We start from the raw sequence: 21,063 nt of genomic DNA, 5'->3' as shown, positions 1-21,063 counted from the left end.
TCGCAAAGGCCACGACCCCTCCACGACGACCGCCACCCTGAACAGCGCCTGGGTGCCCGGCGCCACAGTGGTGTACGTCGGCAAGGCCGCTGGCCGCCAAGGGTTGAGCAGGCGGCTGAACGCCTACCGCCGCCAGGGCCAGGGGCGCAACGCCGGGCACCGCGGCGGCACGTACATCTGGCAGCTGGCGGACTCCGACACGCTCCTGGTCGCCTGGCGCACCGTGACCAATCCGCCCGCCGGCCAAGCCGAGGCGGAGCTGATCGCGGAATTCACCGCGCTTTATGGAGCGCTCCCCTTCGCCAACCGCAACCGGGGCTCATCGATCTGAGACCGGAAGCACACCCCTCCGGATCACTGTCGGAGTACGAGGCGTTGTCGGTAGCGACCATCTCCGGCTTCATCCTGAGCCCGGTACGTGTAGGTGCGTACATTCGAGTGGTCACCCCATGGTCAGGTTCATGTGCGGATGGTTACGCTGTCGCGATGGATCACGAGGGGGCGAGCCGGGAGCCGGTTGATCCGGTGACCAGCCGTGAACAGGACGCGGTGCGTCTGCTGTTGCTGATCGACGGGGCATGCGAGCCGCTGACCGAGGTGGAGAAAGCCGTGCCCGCGCTCGAGCGAGCGGTGGGTGTCATGCGAACGCAGGTCAAACTGCAAAAGCTGGACTTCTGGCTGCGCAATCCGGACTATCTGGCCAACGAACTGCTGACCGAGTACGAGGCCGACCGCGAAGAGGCACTGCTGGACATCGCCGGCCGCATCTTGGATTCCGAGGAGCCCGAGGTGCGGCGCTATCCCATGCTGCGCCATCACTTCGGTGCCTACGAGTGGCTGGACGATGCGCTGGCAGTGCTGCGCAGTGCCGGGCTGCTGGTCCGCAGACGGCGAGGAACGGTCAACCGGGTTCGCCAGCACGACTACTTCCTGCTGGAACACGGCCGTCACGTCGCCCGGGAGATCATCCGCCAGGCGCCGGCATTCGACTACTACGTGCAGAGGGTCGAACTGGTCATGCGGCTCGCGGGGGAGAAGAGCGGCAGTGAACTCAAAAAGCAGCAGTACCTGACGCGCGAGTACGCCGAAACGCCGCGGGGGCGCCGGATCGGAGCGATCAGTGAGCAGGCGCGACAGAGGCTAGCGGCCTTCCGGCAGCAACTGCAGGAACAGGGAACGGGGGCGGCATGAGCACAGAACAAGCAGAGGCTCTGCTGGAAGCGCGCATCGCCGACAAGGCAGGCGTGAAGGTCGACGACGTCCGCAACGTGTTCACCGAGTACGGGCTGCCGCTGGTCATCTCTCCGGCGCGGCCGCGGTCGCTGCACGTACACCGGCTGCGAGTGGCCGGCGAGCGTACCGGTGACGTCGAGCCGGGCCCCTTCGACACCCCTCTGGCGTTCTCTGCCGGTCTGACGGCTCTGGTCGCCTCCAACTTTCGCGGCAAGACATCGGTGCTGGAACTGCTGACCTGGTGTCTTCGCGGTACGCCCCGCAGCGAGATGCAAAACCGTGTCCGCGGCTGGCTGCACCAGGTGGACCTCGACGCGACCGTTGCAGGCGAGCCCATGGCGTTCCGCCTTGACCTCGCCGACGGAGAGATCACCTCGGCCGTCGTGCTGACGGGCAGCGACCTCGCAACGCTGGCCGGCGTACGGTCACCCGACCCGGGCCGGGGCATCACGGCGCTGCTGCGGGCGTCCAGCACCGACAGCTACGCAGAGCAGATCGCCCAACTGATGCTGGGCCGCATGGATCTGCAGCCGCTGGTCAACAGCTTCAAAGAAACCAGCACCCAGACCCACGGGTGGCCCGCCTATTTCGGAGCGGTCTACCTTCCGGCCGGCGGCGACAAGGCGCTGCTGGGCGAGGTCACTTCCAACGGACTACCGGGCCGTCTGCTGCAGGTATTCCTTGACCTTCCGGCCGCGGCCGCCCTCACCCGCGTCAAAACCGTCCACGACGTGCGCGTCGCCGAGGACAAAGCACGCCGGGCCGCGGCGGCCGCCGAAGCGGAAGAACGCGCAGCCGAGCGCGAGCGCCTCCAGGCGGACCTCACCCAGGCACACGCACGCCTGTCCCGTCTGCTGCCAGGAGACGAGAACGACGCGTCGCTGGTCGACCTGGCCAACGACGCGGTCCAACTCGCCCGGGCCCTGGCCGACGCACAAGACGAATGGGACGAGGCCAACCGGGTATTCCGCCGGGCCCGCAGCGAACGCCAGCAGGCTGCCAAGCTCCTCAACGACGTCACCGAAAGCGCCACAGCCCGCCTCCTCTTCCATGGCCTCAACCCAGCCAGCTGCCCGCGCTGCGACCAGGAGATCGACGACGCACGCCGCCAGCAAGAGCAGCACGCCCGCACGTGCGCGGTGTGCGCGCGGGAGGTAACGGGAGACGACGAAGAGCCGCAGGAAGTCGCCGCCGAGGCGCAAGAGCGGCTGCAGACGAGCACCACCGTCGAAGCTGCCGCCAAAGAGGAACTGGAACGGGCGGAGGCGATCGTCGACCGCCTCACTCACCAGCTGGAGACCGCTCAGCAACACCTGCGACGTGCCCAGTCCGCCGCCGACCTGCCAGCGCGTCTTGCCGCTCAGGAGAACGTGCTGCGGCTGGAAGGCGCGCTCAGCGTGTTCCGTGAGCCGGAAGGACCAGCCACGGACGTAGCCGAGGCGAAGACAATCAAGATCCTCGCAGCCGCCGCCGATCTGCTGGAGAAGGACAGCAAGACGGCCGCCGAGACATTGTTCGAGGAGGTCAACAAGGAGATCGCCGAGCTGGCGACCCTGTTCGGAGTGCCCTCGCTGAAGTCGGTGTCGATCGACCGCGGCGCCCGCTTGAAGATCTACCCCCTGGGCAGCAAGCAGGAATGGTTCAAGGACCAAACCGCCGGCGCGCGACTGCGGCTGCGTATCGCGGTCGTCATCGCCCTGCTGCGCGTTGGCCGCCGTTACGGCGTGTCCACTCACCCCGGACTCCTGCTGATCGACAGCCCCAAGTCCGAGGAGATGCAGCCCGACGACGCCCGTAAGCTCTTCGCGGAACTGGCCACCGTTGCCGCCGAGAGCGACCTGCAGGTGGTCATCACTACCGCGGACTTCGATCTCGCCCGTGCCACGCTGCCGGCCGACACCATTCGACAGGCCGAGGCCGGCGCCGCCCTGTGGTGACTCCACACCCGATATCAGGCAGGAAAGGACGGTTGCCGTGCCCCAACTCGCCGACCGGCTCACCGAACTGGCCGCAGACGGACAGGCCATCACCTTTGCTGCCATCGGCCTGACGCCCGACACCGTGGCCAATCAGGCCGGTGACGTCGCCGCCGGCCCCTTCGCCCCCTACCTGGCCGAAGCCGTCGCCGACGCGTACAACCGCAGCGACGCGCAATGGCAGCCCGCGGCCTCCGCATTCCCGCAAGGACTGGCCGCACAGCCGAGCGTCCTGCACCTCACTGCGTCCATGGACGCCCTGCTGCACAGCCACGCGGCCGCCAAGTCACTGGGCAAGTCCCTGACCACCGCCCTCCTGGACGACCTGCTGGGACACATCGAACGCGCGCCGCTTCTGGCCGCTGCGCGCCTCGAGGGCGCGGTCCGCCTGGCCGTCGCCGACGCGGTCACCCCCTTCAAGGTGTGGCAGGCCCTCGAGGACGTGCCAAGCGACGGCCCCGAGGATTTCCTCGAGCGGCTGCCACGCCTGCTGGGGCTCACCCTCGACCGATGGGCAGATGAGGACACCATCGCCGACACGGTGCGCGCCCTGCTACAGCAGCTCGTCCACGACGAAGCCGCCGATGTGGACGCCATGTTCGAGCTCGGCTGTGACCTGCTGCGCCGTGCCCTGTCCTCCCAGGACATGGGCTCCATCACCACCCACCTGGTACAGGCCCGCAAGCAATTCGAGACCGCCGCCCAGGCCGAGGAGGCCCGCGACGACGCCCGTACATACGCCGCGGTCTGTGACGCCCTTCTCGCCTTCGGCCGGCACGACGCCGCTGCCATCGATGGTGCTGCGGACCAGATCGCCAACGCTCTGGATCAGCGCGAGGCCTGGCTGCACCGCACCCATCAACCCACTTGGCTCCAGCCGCGCCGCTCAGCAGAGATCGCCTGGCACCGCCTCATCCTCCAGCTGCGCGCCGCGGCCACTGCCCTCCAGGAAGATGCCTGGTTGGACGCCTGGGAGGCCCTGGACACCGTCCTCACCGCCTATAGCGCCGCCCGCACCGTCTGTCCACTGGCTAACGACACCAGTCAGGGCCTGGCTCTTCTGGTCCAGCCCGCGATCGAAGACAGCTTTTTGCGGCAACAGGCATTCCTGGCGCAGCTACGCCATGCCACCCAGGCGACGGGCCAGCACGTTGCCCGCAGCTTCGACACCGCAACCGCGAGTGCCTTGCTCAACGCCGTCGACGCCGCCGCCCAGCGCGAGAGCGACCCTGCCACCCCCTCAGCGACAGGCGACGGAAGCGATGACGACGACCCCGGCGGGGCAGTGATCGCCCGCCTGCAGCGACTGGCACCGACGCTGCTGCTACTGCTGCGGGATCGAGCGCTCAGCATCGGCCGCGCCCTGGACGACCAGCAGCTGCTTCTCCTTGATGGCCTCGCCTACGACAGCGACGTCGCCCGCCTCAAAGCCACCGATCCACTCATCGTGCCCAAGTTGGATGAGCTCATGACCGAGCTGTCTGCGCATCCCTCGTTTACCGGGGAAGTGCGCAGGACGTTCTTGGCGTTGGTGGAGCAGACGCTCCTCTTCCTCAAGAGCCGCTCCGACATCACACGCACGAACCTCTTCGGTACGACGAAGAAAGGGGCTCCGCCTCCCTTCGACTACCGGCGCAAGCCCGAGGGAGAGGGAGCGCGCAAACCCGTCGAGGCCGACCTGCAACGCGACTTCCACCAGTGGCTCCAGGCAGGCCCCCTGCACAACGTCGTTCTCGTCGAACCCGTCGACGTCGGCATGGGGCGCGCCGACGTCATGGCGCACTTCGGCGCCCTGCGCTATCTGACCGAGATCAAACAGGACGGTTCCGACAACGACCACACGTACCTCGAGAGCCGCTACCTCGCCCAGGCCGCCGAGTACAGCAACACGAACGCCCCCTTCGGGCAGCTTCTTGTCCTCGATCTCACCCCGAAGAAGGACACACAGGGCAACTTGCGCCCCGACGAGCTCGCGTGGGCCACCACGCACCGACCCAAGGGGGCAACTACAGACCGTGCGGTGGTAGTCGGCATCGTTGCAGGCAATCGGGAGACGCCCTCTGCCTTCTCCCGCAAGTGACCCAGCCCCTCCCCTCGCCCGCGGCAGCCGCAGTTGGCCAGGCTGCGAGCGCCTTGCGCTCACCCTCGCGATCCCGCCGGTCCGGCGGCTGGCGGAGGCGGGACTGGATCGGCAGTGGTGCATGCGGCTGTCGCGGACGCTCGTCGAACTGGAGGCCGTGTCGGTGGCCGACAGCGCCCGCGGCCAGGGACTGGGGCACCGGCTCGTCGACCACCTGGAGCGCTCCTACACCCGCCAGGGCTAGGGCTACGAGGCGGTGCTCGGCGGCATCCACACCCACAAGCCCCACGTGGCGCCGTACTACGAGGCCAACCACTTTTCCACGCCCTGGAGCCCGGAACCCCGTTCGACCTGCAACTGCCCATCGCCACCCGGCGGATCCGTCGATGCGGCACCTGGTGCGCCCGCTGCCGGCCGGTGACGCCGGTCCCGTGCCGACCGACCAGGGTACGGGGTACCGGCGGGCCGGGCAGGGGATTTTGCGCTGTGGCGCGGCGGAAGGGGCCGAAGCTGACGCGCAGGCGGCCCCGTTGCGTCGTCTCCGCATGTGCGGAGGGCGCGCTCCCGGGCCGGTGGGTAGTTCACCCTGAGACAGTCTTGCGAGCTGCTGTCGGGTCAATCTCCGCATGTGCGGAGCGGGTTTGGCCGGTATCCGTCCGGCGGCACGGTTTCACCGTAGCGGCCGGCGCGGCGACTGCGGGCGGGTCCGGCGGGCGATTCATCCGATCGTGTGAGTGTTCCCGGGTGCTGCTGCGAGATGCCGGGGTCGGGCGCGGGGCCAGCGGTGGTGGTGAGGACGGCGCGGCTGGCCGGGTCCGGGCCGACGCGCATCGGAGTCGATCTGACACCCCTCACTCGCCGGGGCAGACACATCCGTCGACCGGTCGGGAAAGGATCTGCGGCGTCCGGTCCAGTACCGCTTGGTCGGCGCTTAGGGACCCTCGCTGGGGTCTTGCTGGAGGTCTTGGGGAAGGGCCGGCTCGGCCGTCGCCCCGGGGACGTTGGTGGCCGCGTGGATGAATCCGTCCACTACGCGTCCGAGGGCAGCCGTGTGTTCCGGTGGGTCGAGTCTCTTGGCGAGATGTTCGGCGGCCAGCAGGTAGCCGCCTGCCAGGGGTTCGCGGAAGTAGAAGCGGGCCTGTTCAACGGAGACGCGATAGGTGGACAGGAGGGTCGAAGAGATATAGCCGCCCAGCGCGGAGATGAAGGCCGTCAGTGAGGCCAGGGTGACCGCGGTGGCTGTGTCGTGCGTCACGACCACGGCCGCGGCGCCAGCAAGGACGAGGAGAGCTGCTGCTCCCATCACCCACGTCGCGAGCCGGAAGGCCGCGCGCGCCTGACTGGTGGACAGACGGTGATATTCCTGGAGGAGTGCTCGGTTCGCTGACAGCGGTGCATCAGTTTCGGGCACAAAGTCCAGTTCTGCCATCCGCACATTGAGCTCCTCGCCGCGCACGAGTTCCTGAAACACCGCCGACCTGCTGACTGCACGAACGCGGTAAACGACAAAGAGCACGACAGAGAGGGCCAGGCACGCGGAGGCCCCCCATCCGCTGTCCGGGCCCGTCTTGTCTTCGGCAGGCATATTCTGGTTAATGCCCCAGGACATTAGGAGGAAAAGACCTCCCAGCCCGGCCAATACTGCGGGGAGCACGATCGTCCAGCCGTCCTTTTCGGCAGCCGCGTTGCGGCCGCTCTTGGCCTTCGCAATGTTTCTTTCAGCGTGCGCTCTGGCTGCGGCGACTGCGGGACGACTTTCCACTTCGTTGAGCACTTCGTCGGCGATCACCTGAGGCTCGTTCTCTTGAGTCTCGGGTCGATCGGACTGGGCTGATTCGCTCATGCTCTTCCTCGTCGAAGAGTCCGGCCTTCTCACCCCGATTGGCGAGCTCCGGGGCGATGCCGTCCGTCTCTGGGTGGCTGGCTGTCAGATGGGTGGGCATACTGGGGGTGGACGCTTTCGCGTACAGGTGCAGAAGGCCCCGGCAATCCCGCCGGGGCCTCGCTGCGTTGTGGGCGGCCGCTACGCGACGGACTGCAGTCCGCCCTTGCCGGGCTTGGGGGGCGTTTGGCGTAGCCGGGCACCCTGATCGGGGGAGGGCCGCCAACGGCGAGCTGCTGGGTCATCTCCTTCTCCAGCTCGTCTTGCGACTCGTAGCCGGCCACGGCGGGGTTGAGGGCGTAGCGGTGGCCGCGGCCGCCGCCGGAGCGCAGCACGATGCCGCGGTCGACCAGGAGTCCCATGGCGCGGCTCATGGATGCCTGGCCGACGCCGAGAACTGCGTCGATCTCGGACTGCTTCATGCCGACGGCGCCTCCGGGGTCCTGGTGCGCGACCATGACCGAGAGGACGTCGATCGCCGTGGGGGTGAGCTGCAGTTGGTGCAGCATGCCCAGCAAGTCCGTGGTGGTCATCATGGCGATGGGATCCCTTCGGTCAGCCGAGTTCTTGCCGCGAGAACAGCGTGAGCTCGGGTGCGAGTTCGTCGGGGAACTTTGAGTCGAGGGCGAGTGCGCGCAGCTCGGCGAGGAAGTCGTGCTGCTCCTGGCCGTTTCCGTTATACGCGACGCGGGGGTTCAGCTGGTAGGAGGACCTCTTGACCTTGCGGATGAGGTTCTTCTCGCACAGCGCGTCGAGGACGTGGCCGATACTGGTGCGCTTCACGGCGAGCTCGGCGGCGGCCCGGCGTGGGTGGCCTCGATCTTGCCCTTCTTCTGCCTGCCGATCATGTTCGACAGAACGGCGGCCTGCAGCTTGCTGATGATGTTGTGCATCAGGCAGTACGGCAGGACGCGACGCAGGAAGTAGTTCGACACGAGCGAGTAGCCGGCCTCGCCGAGCATGTCGTGAGGGGGACGCCGGTAGACGACCGTCTTGACCTCGTGAACCGGGCCCCGGCCGAACTGCTCCGCGATCCGACGGGCGAGATCGGTACCCCCGTCCCGCTCAACAGGCCTTGTCGGCTTGGCCGGTTGGGGTCGAGGACTGGCGCGCCACGCGCGCAGGCCCTCTGCCGCTGCGTCCATGTAGATGATCCTTTGCCGTACAGGTGCTGCGCACTGTACGGCAAAAGTTGCGGGCATCCGCATGTTACACACCAAAGAGTTGCTGCTCACCGCAAGTCTGTGTCGGCGGATGCCGTCTCGGTTCTCGTCGTGCTCTGGGCTGTGGGAGAAAGGTGCCTGTGGTCCCAGAGGGTGTCGCCCAGGTGCCGTATGGGCCATCTGCTGAGCGTCCCGCCAGGGCTCTCAGCGCAAACTACGGCACGGCCAACAGTGCCTGCTCGTCAGCCTGTTGCGGCGGACGTCGGCGTCGAACGGTGCTTATCTTTCCACTGTGCCTGTACGGAGGCGAAGTAGCTGGCTGCGTGGGAAGAGTTGTGGATCAGTTCGTGGCCGCGTCCGGTGGAAATCTGCAAGCTAGCAAGTGTCTCCGCGGTGGCCACGGCGTGAACCATCTGCTGGTTCAGCCGGTGAACCGCAGCCGGTAGGTCGTCGTAGGTTTCCCGGAAGCGCAGGTCCAGGCCGACCCATGCGTCGATCCATAGCGCTGCCCAGTCGCCGGGGTCCACGCCCGGCTGTAGTTCGCCCAGGTCCCGGGCCTGCGTCATCAGCTCGGTGATCAGGGGGGTGTAGGTCCGCCAGAGGTATCCGAAGAATGCCTTCCCTTGCTCGGTCGCCAGACGGTTCGCAGCTTTGATCACCGTCACATGGGGTGTAAGCACCGCCAGGAGGATGGATGCGTCGACGACGCTCTGCAGACGGGGCGTGGCAGGCGTGATCGAGTCCATGATCAGAGATTCTTTGACCACGCTGTACGCAAGCTCGTCCTTGTCCTTCCAGAGGTTGTAGAACGACCCTCTGGAAGCGCCCGCCCGCTCCAGGATCTGGTCGACCGAGGTGCCGGCGAACCCCTGCTCGGCGAACAACTCCGCGGCGGCCTTGAAGATCGCCTCGTACCTCGCCCGAGCTCGCGCCTGAACCGGCTGCCGTGCCACCGTGCCTCCTTGTGCCAAACCGGTCACTGCCCCGCACGCGTCCCCCGGGGTCCCGACCGACGAAAGCGCTACTCACCGTGAGTCGTGGCCCTCAGCGTGCGGACAGTAAGCGATGAGGTTAGTCGCATCACCACTGCGCGCACTACGCCGCCGTTGATTCTTTCGTACTGGACATGATTGAGTCCCTTACCAAACCACTTGACCCATTTGCTTTTAGGGTGGGGCGGGTGGCGAACGTCTCCGTGACCGCAAGACAGCCGGGACCGCCGTGCGCTCGCCAGCGATCTGACGCTGGTGAGGGCACGACAGTGCTTGCTTACGATCGCCGAGCCGCTTGATCAGTGAGGGAGGTAGGTGGACCGCTGGTGACCTGGTCAGCGTCGCTTGGAGGCTGGGTCATGGTGCAAGTGGGGTGGCAGACGCTCACTGGCTTGAGGTCGTCACGGAGCGGACGTGGCTGAGACGAACCGTGAGATACCCCGGCTGACCCGAGCACATCGTGTACTCGTCGGCGCGCTTGTGTTCGGTGCCGTCGTCATCGCGGGCATTGGCTTCGCGGGCTCGTACGCGGCGGTCCGTGAACTGGCGATCCAGAAGGGCTTCGGGACCTTCGCGAATGTCTTGCCGATCGGCATCGACGCCGGAATCTGCGTTCTCCTGGCCCTGGACCTCCTCCTGACCTGGATCCGCATCCCCTTCCCGCTGCTCCGACAGACGGCCTGGCTCCTAACGGCGGCCACCATCGCCTTCAACGGCGCGGCGGCCTGGCCCGACCCGCTGGGCGTCGGCATGCACGCCGTCATCCCGGTCCTCTTCGTCGTCGCCGTAGAGGCCGCCCGCCATGCAATCGGCCGGATCGCCGACATCACCGCCGACAAACACATGGAAGGCGTACGCCTTACCCGCTGGCTCCTCTCACCGATCCCCACGTTCCTCCTCTGGCGCCGCATGAAACTGTGGGAACTGCGTTCCTACGAGCAGGTCATCCGTCTCGAGCAGGAGCGCCTCGTCTACGAAGTCGGCCTCCGCTCCCGCTTCGGCCGCGGCTGGCGACGCAAGGCCCCGGTGGACTCGCTGATGCCACTCCGTCTGGCCCGCTACGGCGTTCCGCTCGCCGAAACGGCACCCGCCGGCCTGGCCGCCGCAGGCATCGACGAGCCGCCGATCGCGTTCACCTTCACCATCGACCGGACGCCGCCCGCCCCGATCCACGGACAACCCGAACTTGAGGCCACAGCAACTGCGGAGCAGGAGACGGAGCAGGGCAGTAGGGGAACAGTGCACCCCGAACCCATGACCTCACCCGCGGAGCCAGAGCGCTCGCTCGTGTCGGGGCAGGCGGGCGCCGAGCCGGCAGAGGGCTTCGCCGAGGCCTACCAGGCATGGATCGCGAACTTCCAGACCGAGCCCACAGCCGCCCAGTTCGCGTACTGGCTCCAAGACCACGGCATCACCACCGCGGCCGGCGCCCCCCTCACCGACGAACAACTCCAACCCCTGCTCCAGGTCCTCAAGCAGCGCTACGGTCCACTGCCTGACCCTGAGCCCGTCGAGGCACCGCAGACAGGCGACGAGCTGTCCTGGAACGACTACTTCTACAACGCCTGGACCACGTACGCCCAGGAACACGGGTCGTACCCCGACGCCGCCGCCCTTGCCGAATACGTCTACGAACGGGACCGCATCACCGGCGCAGGCGAACGCCGCATCGCGGGAGAAGACCTGGAGCACTTCGTCACGGCTTTCCAGCAGCGCGAGTTCTCCGAGGCCGGCTTGCCCACCGGAGAGCCAGCCGATGTACCTCGGCCCCGCGAAGAGGACACGGACGCAATGTCCGCCAGCGTGGGCGCGCACGCGGCCCGGGACACCCTGGGCCCTCGGGTGAGCGCTCAGATCGACGAAGCGTCGCCCCAAGATGTCGAGGAGCCAGCCACCGAGGTCACCGAGCTCACGACGGTCGATCGTTACTACCTCGCGTGGTCGGAAGTCCAGACGCAAGGTGGCGGGGAACTGCAGTCATCGACGCGGGAGGCCGAGCAACTGTCGCTCTTCCTCGCGACGAAGGGGATGCACGGCCGCGGCGGGAAACCGGTCACTCCTTCCAATCTGCGCCGCTATCTCTTGCCGTTCCGGATCTACAAGCTCTGGGCCGAGCAACGAGGGCGCACGGACATTCCCTCGCTCGACGCCATTGCGCAGGACTGCGCAGCCCAGGGGATCACTGCGCAGCACAACAAGCCCATCACTACCGTCTATCTCGCCGACCAGGTCGAGGACTTCGAACGGCGCTGGCAGGCCCTCACGCACCACCACGCGTAAGCACAACGGTGAGGCCTAGCTTCGGCCTGCGCAAGGGCCGACTCCGGGCGCCCTCACCGGCTGCGCAATCGCAAGACATGTCTGTTCAGAGGTGCATTGCGAAGCTTTTTTGATCATTGCGCAGCCCGGGCCGCGGGCCACCTGCGTATTCGGCGTCCTGCGCAGTGAGCGCCCCCACGCCTATCACGGGAGGATCTATGCGAGCCCTACTCATCACCCCCTCCGGCACCTTCACCGAACTCGACCTCCCAGAGTCCGCTGTGTCCTCCGCGATCCGCGGCCGTGTCGGGCCGGAAGGAGCGGTCCGTCAACGCCGCTACCACTCGCACGTCCTGCTGCACGTATACGGCAGCGGGCAGATGACCGGCCTCGAGGGCAACCTCATGCCTTGGGCACTGGCGAGTGCCTGGCGCTGCACGCCCCTTTTACCCGTTGCATGGGCCGGCCGTCGTCACCGGCCGGACGCAGGACGGGGACACGAGCGCGCTGAATGACGAACTCGCCGGGCAGATCTACGCGGTTGCGCAGACTGTACGGGCGACGTGGGAGGCAGGGCAGACCCGCCCGTCCGCTCGAACCAGGCCGCCGTCAGTGATTTGTTCGCTTACGCAGCCCGGGGGCGTCGCCGCCCACCGGTAGGCCGCCGCGCATCCTGTGATCCCGCCTCGGGGCCTTGCGCAGTGCCGAGCCTCCCCTGTGTAGGAGATCGTTGATCAGCTGCTCCGTCTCCGTCTCGAGATCGCAGTCCAGGGACCTGTTGACCTGTTGGACCTGGGTGATCGCGGTGTGCAGGCCGGAGCGGTTGGCGGCCGCATGCTCAACCCGCATCCAGTCCCTGTAGAGGAGCTCGGCGCTGTTGTCGACGTCGAGGCCGGTGGCGATGGCCTGTCGGGCCGCGGTGAGGTCGTGGTGCGGGCCTGCCGGGGTGCGGTGTGTGGCCACCGTGTGGGCGACGTCGATGATCCTCGTGATCATCTCCTGCTGGTAGGGCTCGGCCCAGGGCAGCGGCCTCGAACCGAACGGCCGCCCCCGCACCATTGCGAGGGCCTTCTCCAGATCTGGCAGCCCCGCCGGTCCCTGGGGCAGCGCGTGTTCGGCGAGCTGGAGGAATCTCGTCCAGTCGCACCGCACGGCGGGGGAGAGGCGGTAGGGGTCGTCGCCGGTGCGGCGGCGCGGAACGTACGTGTCGCCGGCCGGGTCGTTGCCCAGGGCGCTGCGTAGGCCCCGCAGCCTGGCGTTGAGAGTGCTCGAGCTCCACGGGGCGAGGGGGTCCATGTCGGTGCACAGCGCATCGGCGGAGCGACCGGGCCGGAAGTAGAGCAATGCCGCGAGTTGCGCGATCCTCGGTCCGTGCCCCGAGGCGGCCACGCCGTCCACTTCGACGGGGCCCAGGACACGGATCTCCGGGGCATGGAGGTCGTGTGCCTCTACCTCTGCAGCACCTCCGTCGTCGTCCGCCAACGGGAGCTGCACATCGGGTTCCTCTGCCGCTTCGGTCTCTGCCGGGTCTTTGCCGCGCATCTGGTCCTCGTGGCGGTCGTCCTGACCTTGAGCTGGCGCGGTGGGCAGGAGGCGGAGCCCGGCCGGATCCGCTGTCGCGGCCAACAGGGCGGGGAACACCTCGCTGTCGTCCACCGCCTTCGACGCGACCGGCGTGACCAAGGCCTGGGGCGCGGTGCTGGCGTAGGCGTTAGTGCCCTGGTCATCGCTCTGTGTCCTGGTGGCCGGGGGAGTCATCTCGGGCTCAGGCTCGTCCGGGACGTCCTCCCACGGCCCTTCGGCCGGCGCTGCCGGCTGACCGGAGACGGCGAGTGCCGTGGCGATCTGCTGGTAGGCGGCGCGCTCAAGTCGCTGCACCGTGATCTCGATGCCGGCGCAGTCCAGCTGCTGCGGCTCGTCAAGCTCGGCGTTGAGGATCTCAGCATCGGGAAAGTGTGCTGCCGCCGCGGCCGCGGGGGCGATCAGCGATACCGGAATCCGGGCCTTGTCGATGATGTCGGCGACCTGCCACGCCGTGTCCCCGTCGAGAGATGCCGCGCACAGCAGCAGATAGGGCTGGTGGCTGGTCTCCGGCATCTGGTGCACCTCCAGCAGACGCTCGGAAAGGTCCCGCAGGGCGTGCGCAGGCTCCCGCATGTGCATGATCCGAGAGGTCGGCAGCAGCCGGGGCAGGTCCTCACCGAATCCGACGGCAACCAGCTCGACCACGCTGCCCCACGGGCTCATCCCGATCTCCATCGCGAGCGACGTGCACACTTCTGTGACGCGTGTCGGATCGCCGTCGAGTAGCAGCGCGGGCAACTGGGCCAGGTTCACCAGCAGGAGGTCACCGTCCCTGGTGCTGCCGAGAGTCACCAGCCCCGGATACGGTGCCGGCACCTCACTGGCTTCCTCTTCGGCCAGGAGCTCGGCATCCTGCGCCAGGACCCACCAACCGTCACGTCCTGCTGAGAACGGCGCCAGCGGATCCGCCGCCGGGTCCTCGGGCAGCACTGCCAGGGTGCGGGTCCCGATGCGGGCGGCCCGCAACGGGGGCAGGCCGGCTTCGTCCTCCGCGAGGTGGGCCATCGTCCGCAGGGCCACATCCAGACGGGCCGATCCGTCTGGCTCGGCGGCGGCCGCCAACTGCGCCTCGGCCAAGGACGTCTCCGAGGCGATCGCGATCGCCTCACCCGGCTTGCGGCGGCGGCGCTGCAGCACGCGGCGCGTGGCGAGCGCGCCGGTCACGGCTGCGGCCAGAAGCGCACCTGCGCCCAGCACCATCCGCAGCTGCAGCCCTTGACCCACGGGCGACGACGCGGGTGCATCGGAGGACGGCGCCCGGGACGCCGGCGTTATGGGCGTGGCCGATGCGGACGGCACAACCGAGGAGGTTGCCGCCGGCCCGCGGCTGCCGGTCGACGGTCCGCCATGCCCTGCACCCTGGCTCGGCAACCAATCCGGCTGGCTTCGCTCTCCGGGAGCCGGAGCCTGGTTTCCCGGGGTAGCGGCACTACTGGGAGTAGCTGCCTCACCACCTCCGGCGCCGGGGCCCGAGTCGCGCTCGCTGTCGTGCGGAGCCGGGGGAGCGGACTGTTCGTTCCCGGCGCCGTTCTCCACGTCCTCGCGGCGGTGCTCGGGCTCGGGACGTTCGGATGCGGTCCCGGGCACGGTGACCTGCTGCCCCGGGTAGATCACATCCGGGTCTGTGATCTTCGGTAGGCCGTCGGGCTGCGCCGTGTGCTTGCTGGCCTCGAACAGGCGCGGCCACTGGCTGCCGTCGTGCAGTTCCTTCGCCGCGATCTGAGAGAGGGAATCGCCGGAGTCCACGGTGACCACCTCGTCCCCGCCATCCACGCCGTGGCCGACGGTGTCCTGTGTGGTGGAGACGAGCTGTGTGTGAATGCCCGTGCCGGACGCCTCCCCATGCGCGGTGGCGCTGCCGGGCACGCGCAGGGTCGTGCCTTGCGGCACCACCGTGGCCGTGGTGGGCACGTCGGGGTTGAGGCGCTGCAGTTCGGTGTAGCGCGTGCCGTCCCCCAGCAGCTGCTCGGCCAGTTCCCACCAGGTGCTGTCGTCGGCCCCCACAGTGAACTCGCGGGAGTTCCCGGCTGTTGCCGTCTCCTGCGCGACCGCAGTCGCCGCAACGGTGCTCGGCTGGGTTCCTGCTGCCGGGCTGGCCGACGGCACGTGGGTCGCGGTGGCGGCGACCGCCGGGGTGGCGGCACTGGCCGCGGCCGCGGGCGACGCCAGCACGAGGCTGCCCAGCAAGAACCCCGCCAGACGCTGACCGGTCACCATGCCCGGCAGCCGCGGCGTCGTCCGCCGCGCCACAACGGCGACGATCTCGATCAGGACGGGGACCGCGAGCCACAGCCACGCGAGCCACGCCGCCACGGTCATCGCCGTCAACAGCCCCGAGCCGTCATCGTCCGGGCTCAGCAGCACCTCGCGCGCCCCGTCCAGCGTCGGCACCCTCGCGGGCAAGGTGCCGACGGCGAGCAACAGCGCGGGCACCCCGACGACCAGCACGGCCAGCACGACGAACGCGAACAGGCCCCGCACGACGGCCCGGGACCACGAGCGATTCCGACGGCGCACAGGCATGGGGGAGTGGGGCATGGGGTCAGCCTCCGGGCTGGTGAAGCAGCGTGGCAGTGCCGTGTCCCGTCACCGGCATCTCACCGACACCGATCAGGGACGCGAAGTAGGGGCGGTAGGTATCGCGCACGGTCACCGTGAGGCTTTGCCCGTCCTCGGCGATGGCGACCTCCCCATCGACGCCCTCCCGGTCGAGGAAGGTACGGGCGGCGGCTTGCGCGGCGTCAGGGTCGACCACGATCGCGTCGCCGGTGATGGCCTGGCCCGGGTCGATCTGCTGGGCGCCGGCCCGCGCGGCTTCCTGCGCGACGTAGTCAGCGTCCGACATCCGGTCCAGGGCAAGCCCGCCATCGATGACCAGGCCGACGATGAGGAACGCGATCAGGACGGTCCCCGCGTAGAACAGCTCCATGCCGCCCCGGTCCCGGCCGCCGGCATAGAGCTGTAGCCATCGACGCCAACGGGTCATGAGCCACCCCGCACGCGGGACCTAGTGCCGTCACGGACAATGACGCCATGACGCGCTGGTTCCGCAGCTATTGGCCCGAGGAAGACACCTGGTTCTACCTCGAGGCCGACGCCGACGGCTGGGTCACCCGCCAGGTCGAACTCCAAGGACCGCTCCAAAGGCCCGTCGCCGCAGCCGCGTTGGCCGAATCGGAAGCCGCCCAGCAGGCCGGAACCCTCGCCGACTACGAGGCGACCTTCGGTGCCACGGCGCAGGTGCCGGTCCAGGAGTGGGACGCACATGAGGCGCAGGACCTCGCTGCCATGGATTTCGAGACCGTCTGGTCCACCGCGCGCGCGGTGTGCCGGGCACGAGCGCGTGCCCGCCCGACGCACGAAACGTGAACCCAAGTACCCTCGCGCGCTCATCGCCCGCCCTCCACGGGCCGGTTCGTCCTCCATGCCACCTCGTCCGCGAACCCAGCGGCTCTCGTTGCCCACGTGTCCACGACGGACGTCTTGGTGCTGGTGAGGGTCGTGGACCCGCCGACACCGGGCAGCGCGAGCTCGCTCAGCGGCGCCGTACACGACACGGTGGCCGTCACGCGGGCCGCCTGCCCCACCGGCGCGGACAGCCCGCTGGTGTCCACCTCGACGCTGATGCCCGCGCAGTGGATCCCGGAGCTGGCCAGACTGGACTGCGCCGCCTGGCGGGCCGCAGCCTCGCCAGTGGCCGGGTCGCTCGCCAGCGAGGCGGTACGCGCCGCGTCCCGCGCGGCCGCGTCGGCGGCCCCCTCGGCCAGCGCCACCCGCCCGCACGCGATCACGAAGCCGATCAGCACCAGCGCCACCGGCACGAAGATCGCGAGACTCAGGGCGGCACTGCCGCGGTCACGCTCCGGCCCGTCCGGGCACCCTCGCCACCTCATGGGCGGAACTTCTCGACGGGGGCCTTCACGCTCTGCCGGACGTGGCCGCTCCACCCCGGCACCAGGTTGATCACCGTGCCTTCCACCGAGACGGTCACGGTCTCGCCGTCGTCGCTGACCCGCACCGCTGTGCCGTTCAGCGAGCCACCCATCCGGGCCAGGAACTCTCCGGCCGCCGCCGCTCCGGCACCGGGCGCGGCGTCGTAGGCCCGCTGCGCGTCCACGGCTTGCTGGGCGGCATGGTGCGCCACGGAGCGGCCGTGGAACCAGATGCCGCCCTGAATCAGGGTGAACACCAGCAGGAAGACGAGCGGGACGACCATCGACATGTCCAGGGCTGTGGAGCCGCGGTCGTCCCGCCACCACTGCCTGCCCGCCAGCTGCCCCCATCGGCCTATGCGTGTCGCCGGCATGCTCAAAAGCCCAGAATCTGGGTGACCTTCTCGCCGACCGTGGTGTTGGCCGCCGCGTAGACGACGCCGACCATCGTGCCCCCGGCGACCAGGATCAGCCCCCACTCCATCGCCGAGGCGCCACGGTCCTTCGACTGCGCGCGGATCACCGCGCCGTGCCGGCGCAGCGCCCGCACCACGGCGGAGAAACGGATTCGTACGGTGTGCATTTCTATCCTCCGGAAGTTCACGGCGCTCGACGGCACCGTGCGGGCGGGTCAGAGCGCCAGGATGCGGACGAGGGCCGGTGCCAGCAGGAAGACGGCCATCAGGAAGACGATCGCCAGCGACGGCACATGCATCTTCTCGGTGGCCACGTTCGCCTGTTCCTTGCGATCCGAGAGCAGACCCCGCCGCACGACCTCGGCCTGGGCCTCCAACTGGTCGTAGACGGCGGCCTGTTCCTCACCCGCGAGCGACAGGCTGGCGGACAGGCGGGCGATGTCGGGCACGCCGAGTTCGCTGCCGAGCCCGCCGAGCGCATCCCAGGGGCTGACCCCGGCCAGCTGGGCGTGCTCGACGGTGTCCCGGATCCGCACGGCGGCACGTCCGTCCCCCGACTCCACGGCCCGGGCGAGGGCCTCGGCCGCGCCGGCATCGGAGTTGCGGGCCAGAGCGACCCGCTCCAGGACCGAGGCGATGTAGTAGCGGTACTCCAGGCGGGCGCCGGTGGCTTTGCCCCGGACGTCGTCCAGGCACTTGAACACCATGAACAGCGCGACACCGAGCCCGGCGGCCGCCGGGACGACGAACGGCAGCGTCAGGCCGCCCAACCGCAACAGGAGAGTGATCCACTGCGGGATGAGGAACCCGCCCAGCGCATACAGGACGCAGCGGCCCAGCAGCGAGGCGGGCGCCATCTCCAGCAGGTTCAGGTCCCGGGCGGGCAGCCGGGTTACGAACGCGTCGGTCTCCATCAGCCGGGCCCCGACCCGGTCCGCCCACCGCGCGGGGCCCTTCGCCGAGGGTATAGACGCGCTGCGTGGTGCGGGGGCGTGGGTGCGGCGCAGGACCTGATCGAGCGGGGTCCGCTGGGGCAGCAGGCTGCGCACCGCGAGCGTGCCGCCGAGCGTGGTCAGGGAGCCCAGCAGCATGCCGGGCACGGACAGGCTCACAGGGCCGCACTCTCCTTCTCCTGCTCGCGTGCGCGTTCCTCGGCGGTGAGCAGGGTGCGCGGCTCCTCCTCCATCACGGCCATCCGCCGCAGCCACAGCAACGACGCGACGAACAAGGCGCCCAGCACCAGCAGCCCGACCTGACCGATCGGGGTCGCGAACGGTTCGGCATAGCTGCCGTTGACGAGGATCACCGCGACCACGGCGATCGCGAACAGGGACACCCGCCGGGCCTCCGAGCGGGCCTTCGCACGCTCGGCGTCGATGTCCCGCAGATCAGCTGCCTGCCGCGCGACCAGAGCAGCCTGCGCGGACAACGCGCGCGCAAGTCCCGGGCCGCGGCTGGTGACATGGTCCATGAACAGCTGGGCGAGGTCGTCCCCGATGCGGCTGGCAAGGTCGTCGGCAAGCCCCCTGTAGGCCCACCGCGCGGGCAGCCCGGAGCTCAGCCGGTCAGCCAGCCGACTCACCGGGCCCTCCAACAGCGCCGGAACCGTGTCCAGTTCCACGATCGTCGACTCCAGCGGCTTGCCGCCGGCCCGCACACTGGCGAGCTGCTGCAGCCACTCCGCGATCGCCTCCAGCCGCGCCACCTCGGTGCGGCCGGAACCGCCCGGGTAGAGCACGAACGGCAGCCCGGCCACCGTCGCGAACGCGAGCAGCCCGTGCACCGGCCACCCGGTGACCGCCCACATCAAAACTCCCACACCCGCGGCTCCGGCCAGCAGCAGCCGGTAGTTGTCCCGCCAGCCGGGCGGCAGTTCCGCAACCGCCCGCACCAGCCGGCCCCGCACCCGTCCGGCCCGCACACCGCGCACGGCCGGCTGCCAGCCGCGCAGTGCGGCGACGACCCCGGTCAGGCCGAGGACCACCACCGCGCCAGCGAGCATGCCGAGCGCGGACAGATACGACTGCGTCACGCGGCACCTCCCGCCCGACGCAGCGGCCGCCACTGGCCGTTCGGGTAGTCGACCAGCCAGCGCCGGTAAAAGCCCTTGCGTTCCAGCTTGCGCATCCGGCGCTCGTTCATCGGTGTACGGGTGGGCATGGCCCGCACCTCGCCCTGGTCTTCGCGGGGCGCGAAGAGCTGCGCCAACGCCACCCCGCCCCCCTCGCTGCGGCCGGCCGTCTCCCATACGTGCGAGACGAACCGGTGCACCTGGCCGCCCCGGTCGGTCTCGTCGATCGCGTCCACGTACACGATGAGATCGACGGCGGCCGCGATGAGCCGGTAGGAAGCTTGATCGCTGAGCCCGGCCCTCGCCAGCGGCACCATCAGCCGGTCGATCACGGCCTCGGGGTCCTTCGCGTGCAGGGTGCACATCGAGCCCGCACCACCCGCGATCATCGCCTCCAGCATGGCGACGGCCTCATCGCCGCGGACCTCGCCAACCATGACCCTCGTTGCCTTGTAGCGCAGGGAGACGGGCACCAGGTCAGCGAGCGTGATACGACCGGTGGCATCCCGCTCGCCGTTGCCTTCCCGGGTCCGGAAGGCCAGCACGTGCGCGTGCCGGCCGGGGTCGTCATGGTTCAGCCGCAGCTCGGGTTCGCCCTCCAGCGTCGCGAGGCGTTCGTGCGCGGGCACTTCACGGCCCAGGGCCCGCATCAACGTGGTCTTACCCGTGGCCATGTCGCCCGCGATGATGATGGACAGGCCGGCTTTCACCGCCGCCGACAGGAACGAGGCGAGGATCGTGTCGACGGTGCCCCACGCCTCCAGATCAGCCAGGGTGGCCGCTTCCGCCACGTGCCGGCGGATCGCGATCGTCACGTCGTCGGTGAGGAGCGTGGCAGCCACACGGGAGCCGTCCGGCAGGTCGAACTCGACCTTGCCGGTGGCGTACGACAGCAGCCGCTCGCCGTGCCCGGACGTCGCGGCCATCTGATTGACCCACTCGACGGCCTGTGACCTGCTGGAGAATGGGGAGCGGACCCGCTCGCGCGGCGTGCCGTGGGAGTCGATGTACATCCAGTCGCCGTCGACCAGGACGTCCTCCACGCCCGGCCGGTCCAAGACCCGCTGCAGCGCACCCGCCAGGAAAATCAGGTTGAAGACCTCGGTACGGACCCGCTCCAGCTCCTCGCCCGACAACGGCGCATTCGTCAGAGACCACCCCTGAGCCCACTGAGCGACCCGGGAACGCACCCGGGCACGGACCACTTCCTCCAGATCCTTCTCGCCGAGCGGCGCGCCGGCCTGACGCCGCTCCTTCTTGACCTGGTCGACGTCGTCGGCGACCTGCTGCCGCACCGCCGTTATCTCCCCCCACGGCACAGCAAGCGCCCCGGGCAAGGTCGCTGCCGCGCCCAGGTCGGCAGGCCCCACGCCGGGCGGCACCAGAGCCGGGTGGCCGGGGGGCGGCGTGGCAGGAGGTGCTGAGGGGGCAGGCCCCGGTCCGGTGGCAGGTGGTGCAGGGTGTGCGGAGGGGCG

The 21,063-nt window shown here is 69.2% G+C and carries 19 protein-coding genes and 1 pseudogene; 7 read left to right on the top strand and 13 right to left on the bottom strand.

The window, feature by feature from the left end; all coding sequences use genetic code 11:
- The 5 genes from EHS43_RS02655 to EHS43_RS47360 form a co-directional block, all read left to right on the top strand.
- A partial coding sequence (locus EHS43_RS02655) for a hypothetical protein (protein WP_125188921.1) occupies nucleotides 1–331 on the top strand: 331 nt, incomplete at its 5' end.
- Nucleotides 332–486: 155 nt separating this feature from the next.
- Nucleotides 487–1,191 (top strand): hypothetical protein, encoded by a 705-nt coding sequence (locus EHS43_RS02650; RefSeq protein WP_125188920.1) that lies wholly within the window; start codon nucleotides 487–489, stop codon nucleotides 1,189–1,191.
- Nucleotides 1,188–3,170: a hypothetical protein gene (locus EHS43_RS02645; RefSeq protein ID WP_125188919.1), complete on the top strand. Its 1,983-nt coding sequence runs from the start codon at nucleotides 1,188–1,190 to the stop codon at nucleotides 3,168–3,170. The genes EHS43_RS02650 and EHS43_RS02645 overlap by 4 nt, the downstream gene beginning before the upstream one ends.
- Before the next feature lie 37 nt (nucleotides 3,171–3,207).
- Complete coding sequence (locus EHS43_RS02640; protein WP_125188918.1) at nucleotides 3,208–5,289, top strand: hypothetical protein; 2,082 nt, start codon at nucleotides 3,208–3,210, stop codon at nucleotides 5,287–5,289.
- Between the two features lie 121 nt (nucleotides 5,290–5,410).
- Nucleotides 5,411–5,533 (top strand): GNAT family N-acetyltransferase, encoded by a 123-nt coding sequence (locus EHS43_RS47360; protein WP_260470358.1) that lies wholly within the window; start codon nucleotides 5,411–5,413, stop codon nucleotides 5,531–5,533.
- A gap of 687 nt (nucleotides 5,534–6,220) precedes the next feature.
- On the opposite strand, the gene EHS43_RS02630 is transcribed toward EHS43_RS47360, so the two are convergent.
- The 5 genes from EHS43_RS02630 to EHS43_RS02610 all read right to left on the bottom strand — a co-directional run bounded on the left by EHS43_RS02630 (nucleotide 6,221) and on the right by EHS43_RS02610 (nucleotide 9,287).
- Nucleotides 6,221–7,132 carry a hypothetical protein gene (locus EHS43_RS02630; RefSeq protein WP_125188917.1) on the bottom strand — a complete coding sequence of 304 codons (912 nt, stop codon included), beginning with the start codon at nucleotides 7,130–7,132 and terminating at the stop codon, nucleotides 6,221–6,223.
- A gap of 29 nt (nucleotides 7,133–7,161) precedes the next feature.
- A complete protein-coding gene (locus tag EHS43_RS02625) occupies nucleotides 7,162–7,707 on the bottom strand; it encodes a helix-turn-helix domain-containing protein (RefSeq protein ID WP_125188916.1) in 546 nt (181 codons plus the stop codon).
- 19 nt (nucleotides 7,708–7,726) lie between these two features.
- The gene (locus EHS43_RS02620) at nucleotides 7,727–7,954 is read right to left on the bottom strand and encodes a hypothetical protein (protein WP_125188915.1); all 228 of its coding nucleotides are present in this window, start codon (nucleotides 7,952–7,954) and stop codon (nucleotides 7,727–7,729) included.
- The gene (locus EHS43_RS02615) at nucleotides 7,951–8,316 is read right to left on the bottom strand and encodes a hypothetical protein (protein ID WP_125188914.1); all 366 of its coding nucleotides are present in this window, start codon (nucleotides 8,314–8,316) and stop codon (nucleotides 7,951–7,953) included. Before EHS43_RS02615 ends, EHS43_RS02620 begins: the two co-directional genes overlap by 4 nt.
- Before the next feature lie 260 nt (nucleotides 8,317–8,576).
- Nucleotides 8,577–9,287, bottom strand: coding sequence for a TetR/AcrR family transcriptional regulator (locus tag EHS43_RS02610; RefSeq protein WP_185806091.1), 711 nt, complete (start codon nucleotides 9,285–9,287; stop codon nucleotides 8,577–8,579).
- 474 nt (nucleotides 9,288–9,761) lie between these two features.
- On the opposite strand from EHS43_RS02610, the pseudogene EHS43_RS02605 reads away from it, so the two are divergent.
- Nucleotides 9,762–10,442: pseudogene (locus tag EHS43_RS02605) on the top strand (DUF2637 domain-containing protein); the annotation flags it as partial.
- A 1,752-nt stretch (nucleotides 10,443–12,194) separates the two neighbouring features.
- Here the strand turns inward: EHS43_RS02605 and EHS43_RS02600 are convergent.
- Together EHS43_RS02600 and EHS43_RS02595 are read right to left on the bottom strand one after the other, a co-directional pair.
- Nucleotides 12,195–15,650, bottom strand: a complete 3,456-nt coding sequence (locus EHS43_RS02600) for a LysM peptidoglycan-binding domain-containing protein (RefSeq protein ID WP_312023405.1) — start codon at nucleotides 15,648–15,650, stop codon at nucleotides 12,195–12,197.
- A 61-nt stretch (nucleotides 15,651–15,711) separates the two neighbouring features.
- Entirely contained in the window at nucleotides 15,712–16,098 is a 387-nt protein-coding gene (locus EHS43_RS02595; protein ID WP_260470356.1) for a hypothetical protein, read from the bottom strand.
- Between the two features lie 104 nt (nucleotides 16,099–16,202).
- Here EHS43_RS02595 and EHS43_RS02590 point away from each other — a divergent pair, with 104 nt between their 5' ends.
- Nucleotides 16,203–16,538 carry a hypothetical protein gene (locus tag EHS43_RS02590; RefSeq protein WP_125188911.1) on the top strand — a complete coding sequence of 112 codons (336 nt, stop codon included), beginning with the start codon at nucleotides 16,203–16,205 and terminating at the stop codon, nucleotides 16,536–16,538.
- A 20-nt stretch (nucleotides 16,539–16,558) separates the two neighbouring features.
- Here the strand turns inward: EHS43_RS02590 and EHS43_RS02585 are convergent, their stop codons facing one another.
- Genes EHS43_RS02585 through EHS43_RS02560 form a run of 6 tightly spaced genes read right to left on the bottom strand, consistent with a single transcriptional unit; the run spans nucleotide 16,559 to nucleotide 20,883 of the window.
- Nucleotides 16,559–17,062, bottom strand: coding sequence for a TadE/TadG family type IV pilus assembly protein (locus EHS43_RS02585; protein WP_125188910.1), 504 nt, complete (start codon nucleotides 17,060–17,062; stop codon nucleotides 16,559–16,561).
- The gene (locus EHS43_RS02580) at nucleotides 17,059–17,475 is read right to left on the bottom strand and encodes a TadE family protein (protein WP_125188909.1); all 417 of its coding nucleotides are present in this window, start codon (nucleotides 17,473–17,475) and stop codon (nucleotides 17,059–17,061) included. The genes EHS43_RS02585 and EHS43_RS02580 overlap by 4 nt, the downstream gene beginning before the upstream one ends.
- 2 nt (nucleotides 17,476–17,477) lie before the next feature.
- Nucleotides 17,478–17,684, bottom strand: a complete 207-nt coding sequence (locus tag EHS43_RS02575) for a hypothetical protein (protein ID WP_125188908.1) — start codon at nucleotides 17,682–17,684, stop codon at nucleotides 17,478–17,480.
- A 48-nt stretch (nucleotides 17,685–17,732) separates the two neighbouring features.
- The gene (locus tag EHS43_RS02570; protein WP_125188907.1) at nucleotides 17,733–18,629 is read right to left on the bottom strand and encodes a type II secretion system F family protein; all 897 of its coding nucleotides are present in this window, start codon (nucleotides 18,627–18,629) and stop codon (nucleotides 17,733–17,735) included.
- Entirely contained in the window at nucleotides 18,626–19,549 is a 924-nt protein-coding gene (locus EHS43_RS02565) for a type II secretion system F family protein (RefSeq protein WP_125188906.1), read from the bottom strand. The genes EHS43_RS02570 and EHS43_RS02565 overlap by 4 nt, the downstream gene beginning before the upstream one ends.
- Complete coding sequence (locus EHS43_RS02560; RefSeq protein ID WP_185806090.1) at nucleotides 19,546–20,883, bottom strand: CpaF family protein; 1,338 nt, start codon at nucleotides 20,881–20,883, stop codon at nucleotides 19,546–19,548. The genes EHS43_RS02565 and EHS43_RS02560 overlap by 4 nt, the downstream gene beginning before the upstream one ends.
- Between the last annotated feature and the right edge of the window lie 180 nt (nucleotides 20,884–21,063).

This window comes from Streptomyces sp. RP5T (genome assembly GCF_003933965.1).
Taxonomy (GTDB): Bacteria; Actinomycetota; Actinomycetes; order Streptomycetales; family Streptomycetaceae; genus Streptomyces.
The sequence above is the reverse complement of the archived record's forward strand: the minus strand, read 5'-3'. Positions and strand labels throughout refer to the sequence as shown.

What these genes read in the sequence shown, in the direction of transcription:
- EHS43_RS02650 (WP_125188920.1), top strand. Translation starts at nt 487, where the DNA reads ATGGATCACGAGGGGGCGAGCCGGGAGCCGGTTGATCCGGTGACCAGC.
- EHS43_RS02645 (WP_125188919.1), top strand. Translation starts at nt 1,188, where the DNA reads ATGAGCACAGAACAAGCAGAGGCTCTGCTGGAAGCGCGCATCGCCGAC.
- EHS43_RS47360 (WP_260470358.1), top strand. Translation starts at nt 5,411, where the DNA reads ATGCGGCTGTCGCGGACGCTCGTCGAACTGGAGGCCGTGTCGGTGGCC.
- EHS43_RS02630 (WP_125188917.1), bottom strand. Translation starts at nt 7,132, where the DNA reads ATGAGCGAATCAGCCCAGTCCGATCGACCCGAGACTCAAGAGAACGAG.
- EHS43_RS02625 (WP_125188916.1), bottom strand. Translation starts at nt 7,707, where the DNA reads ATGATGACCACCACGGACTTGCTGGGCATGCTGCACCAACTGCAGCTC.
- EHS43_RS02615 (WP_125188914.1), bottom strand. Translation starts at nt 8,316, where the DNA reads ATGGACGCAGCGGCAGAGGGCCTGCGCGCGTGGCGCGCCAGTCCTCGA.
- EHS43_RS02595 (WP_260470356.1), bottom strand. Translation starts at nt 16,098, where the DNA reads ATGGAGCTGTTCTACGCGGGGACCGTCCTGATCGCGTTCCTCATCGTC.
- EHS43_RS02590 (WP_125188911.1), top strand. Translation starts at nt 16,203, where the DNA reads ATGACGCGCTGGTTCCGCAGCTATTGGCCCGAGGAAGACACCTGGTTC.
- EHS43_RS02585 (WP_125188910.1), bottom strand. Translation starts at nt 17,062, where the DNA reads ATGAGGTGGCGAGGGTGCCCGGACGGGCCGGAGCGTGACCGCGGCAGT.
- EHS43_RS02580 (WP_125188909.1), bottom strand. Translation starts at nt 17,475, where the DNA reads ATGCCGGCGACACGCATAGGCCGATGGGGGCAGCTGGCGGGCAGGCAG.
- EHS43_RS02575 (WP_125188908.1), bottom strand. Translation starts at nt 17,684, where the DNA reads ATGCACACCGTACGAATCCGTTTCTCCGCCGTGGTGCGGGCGCTGCGC.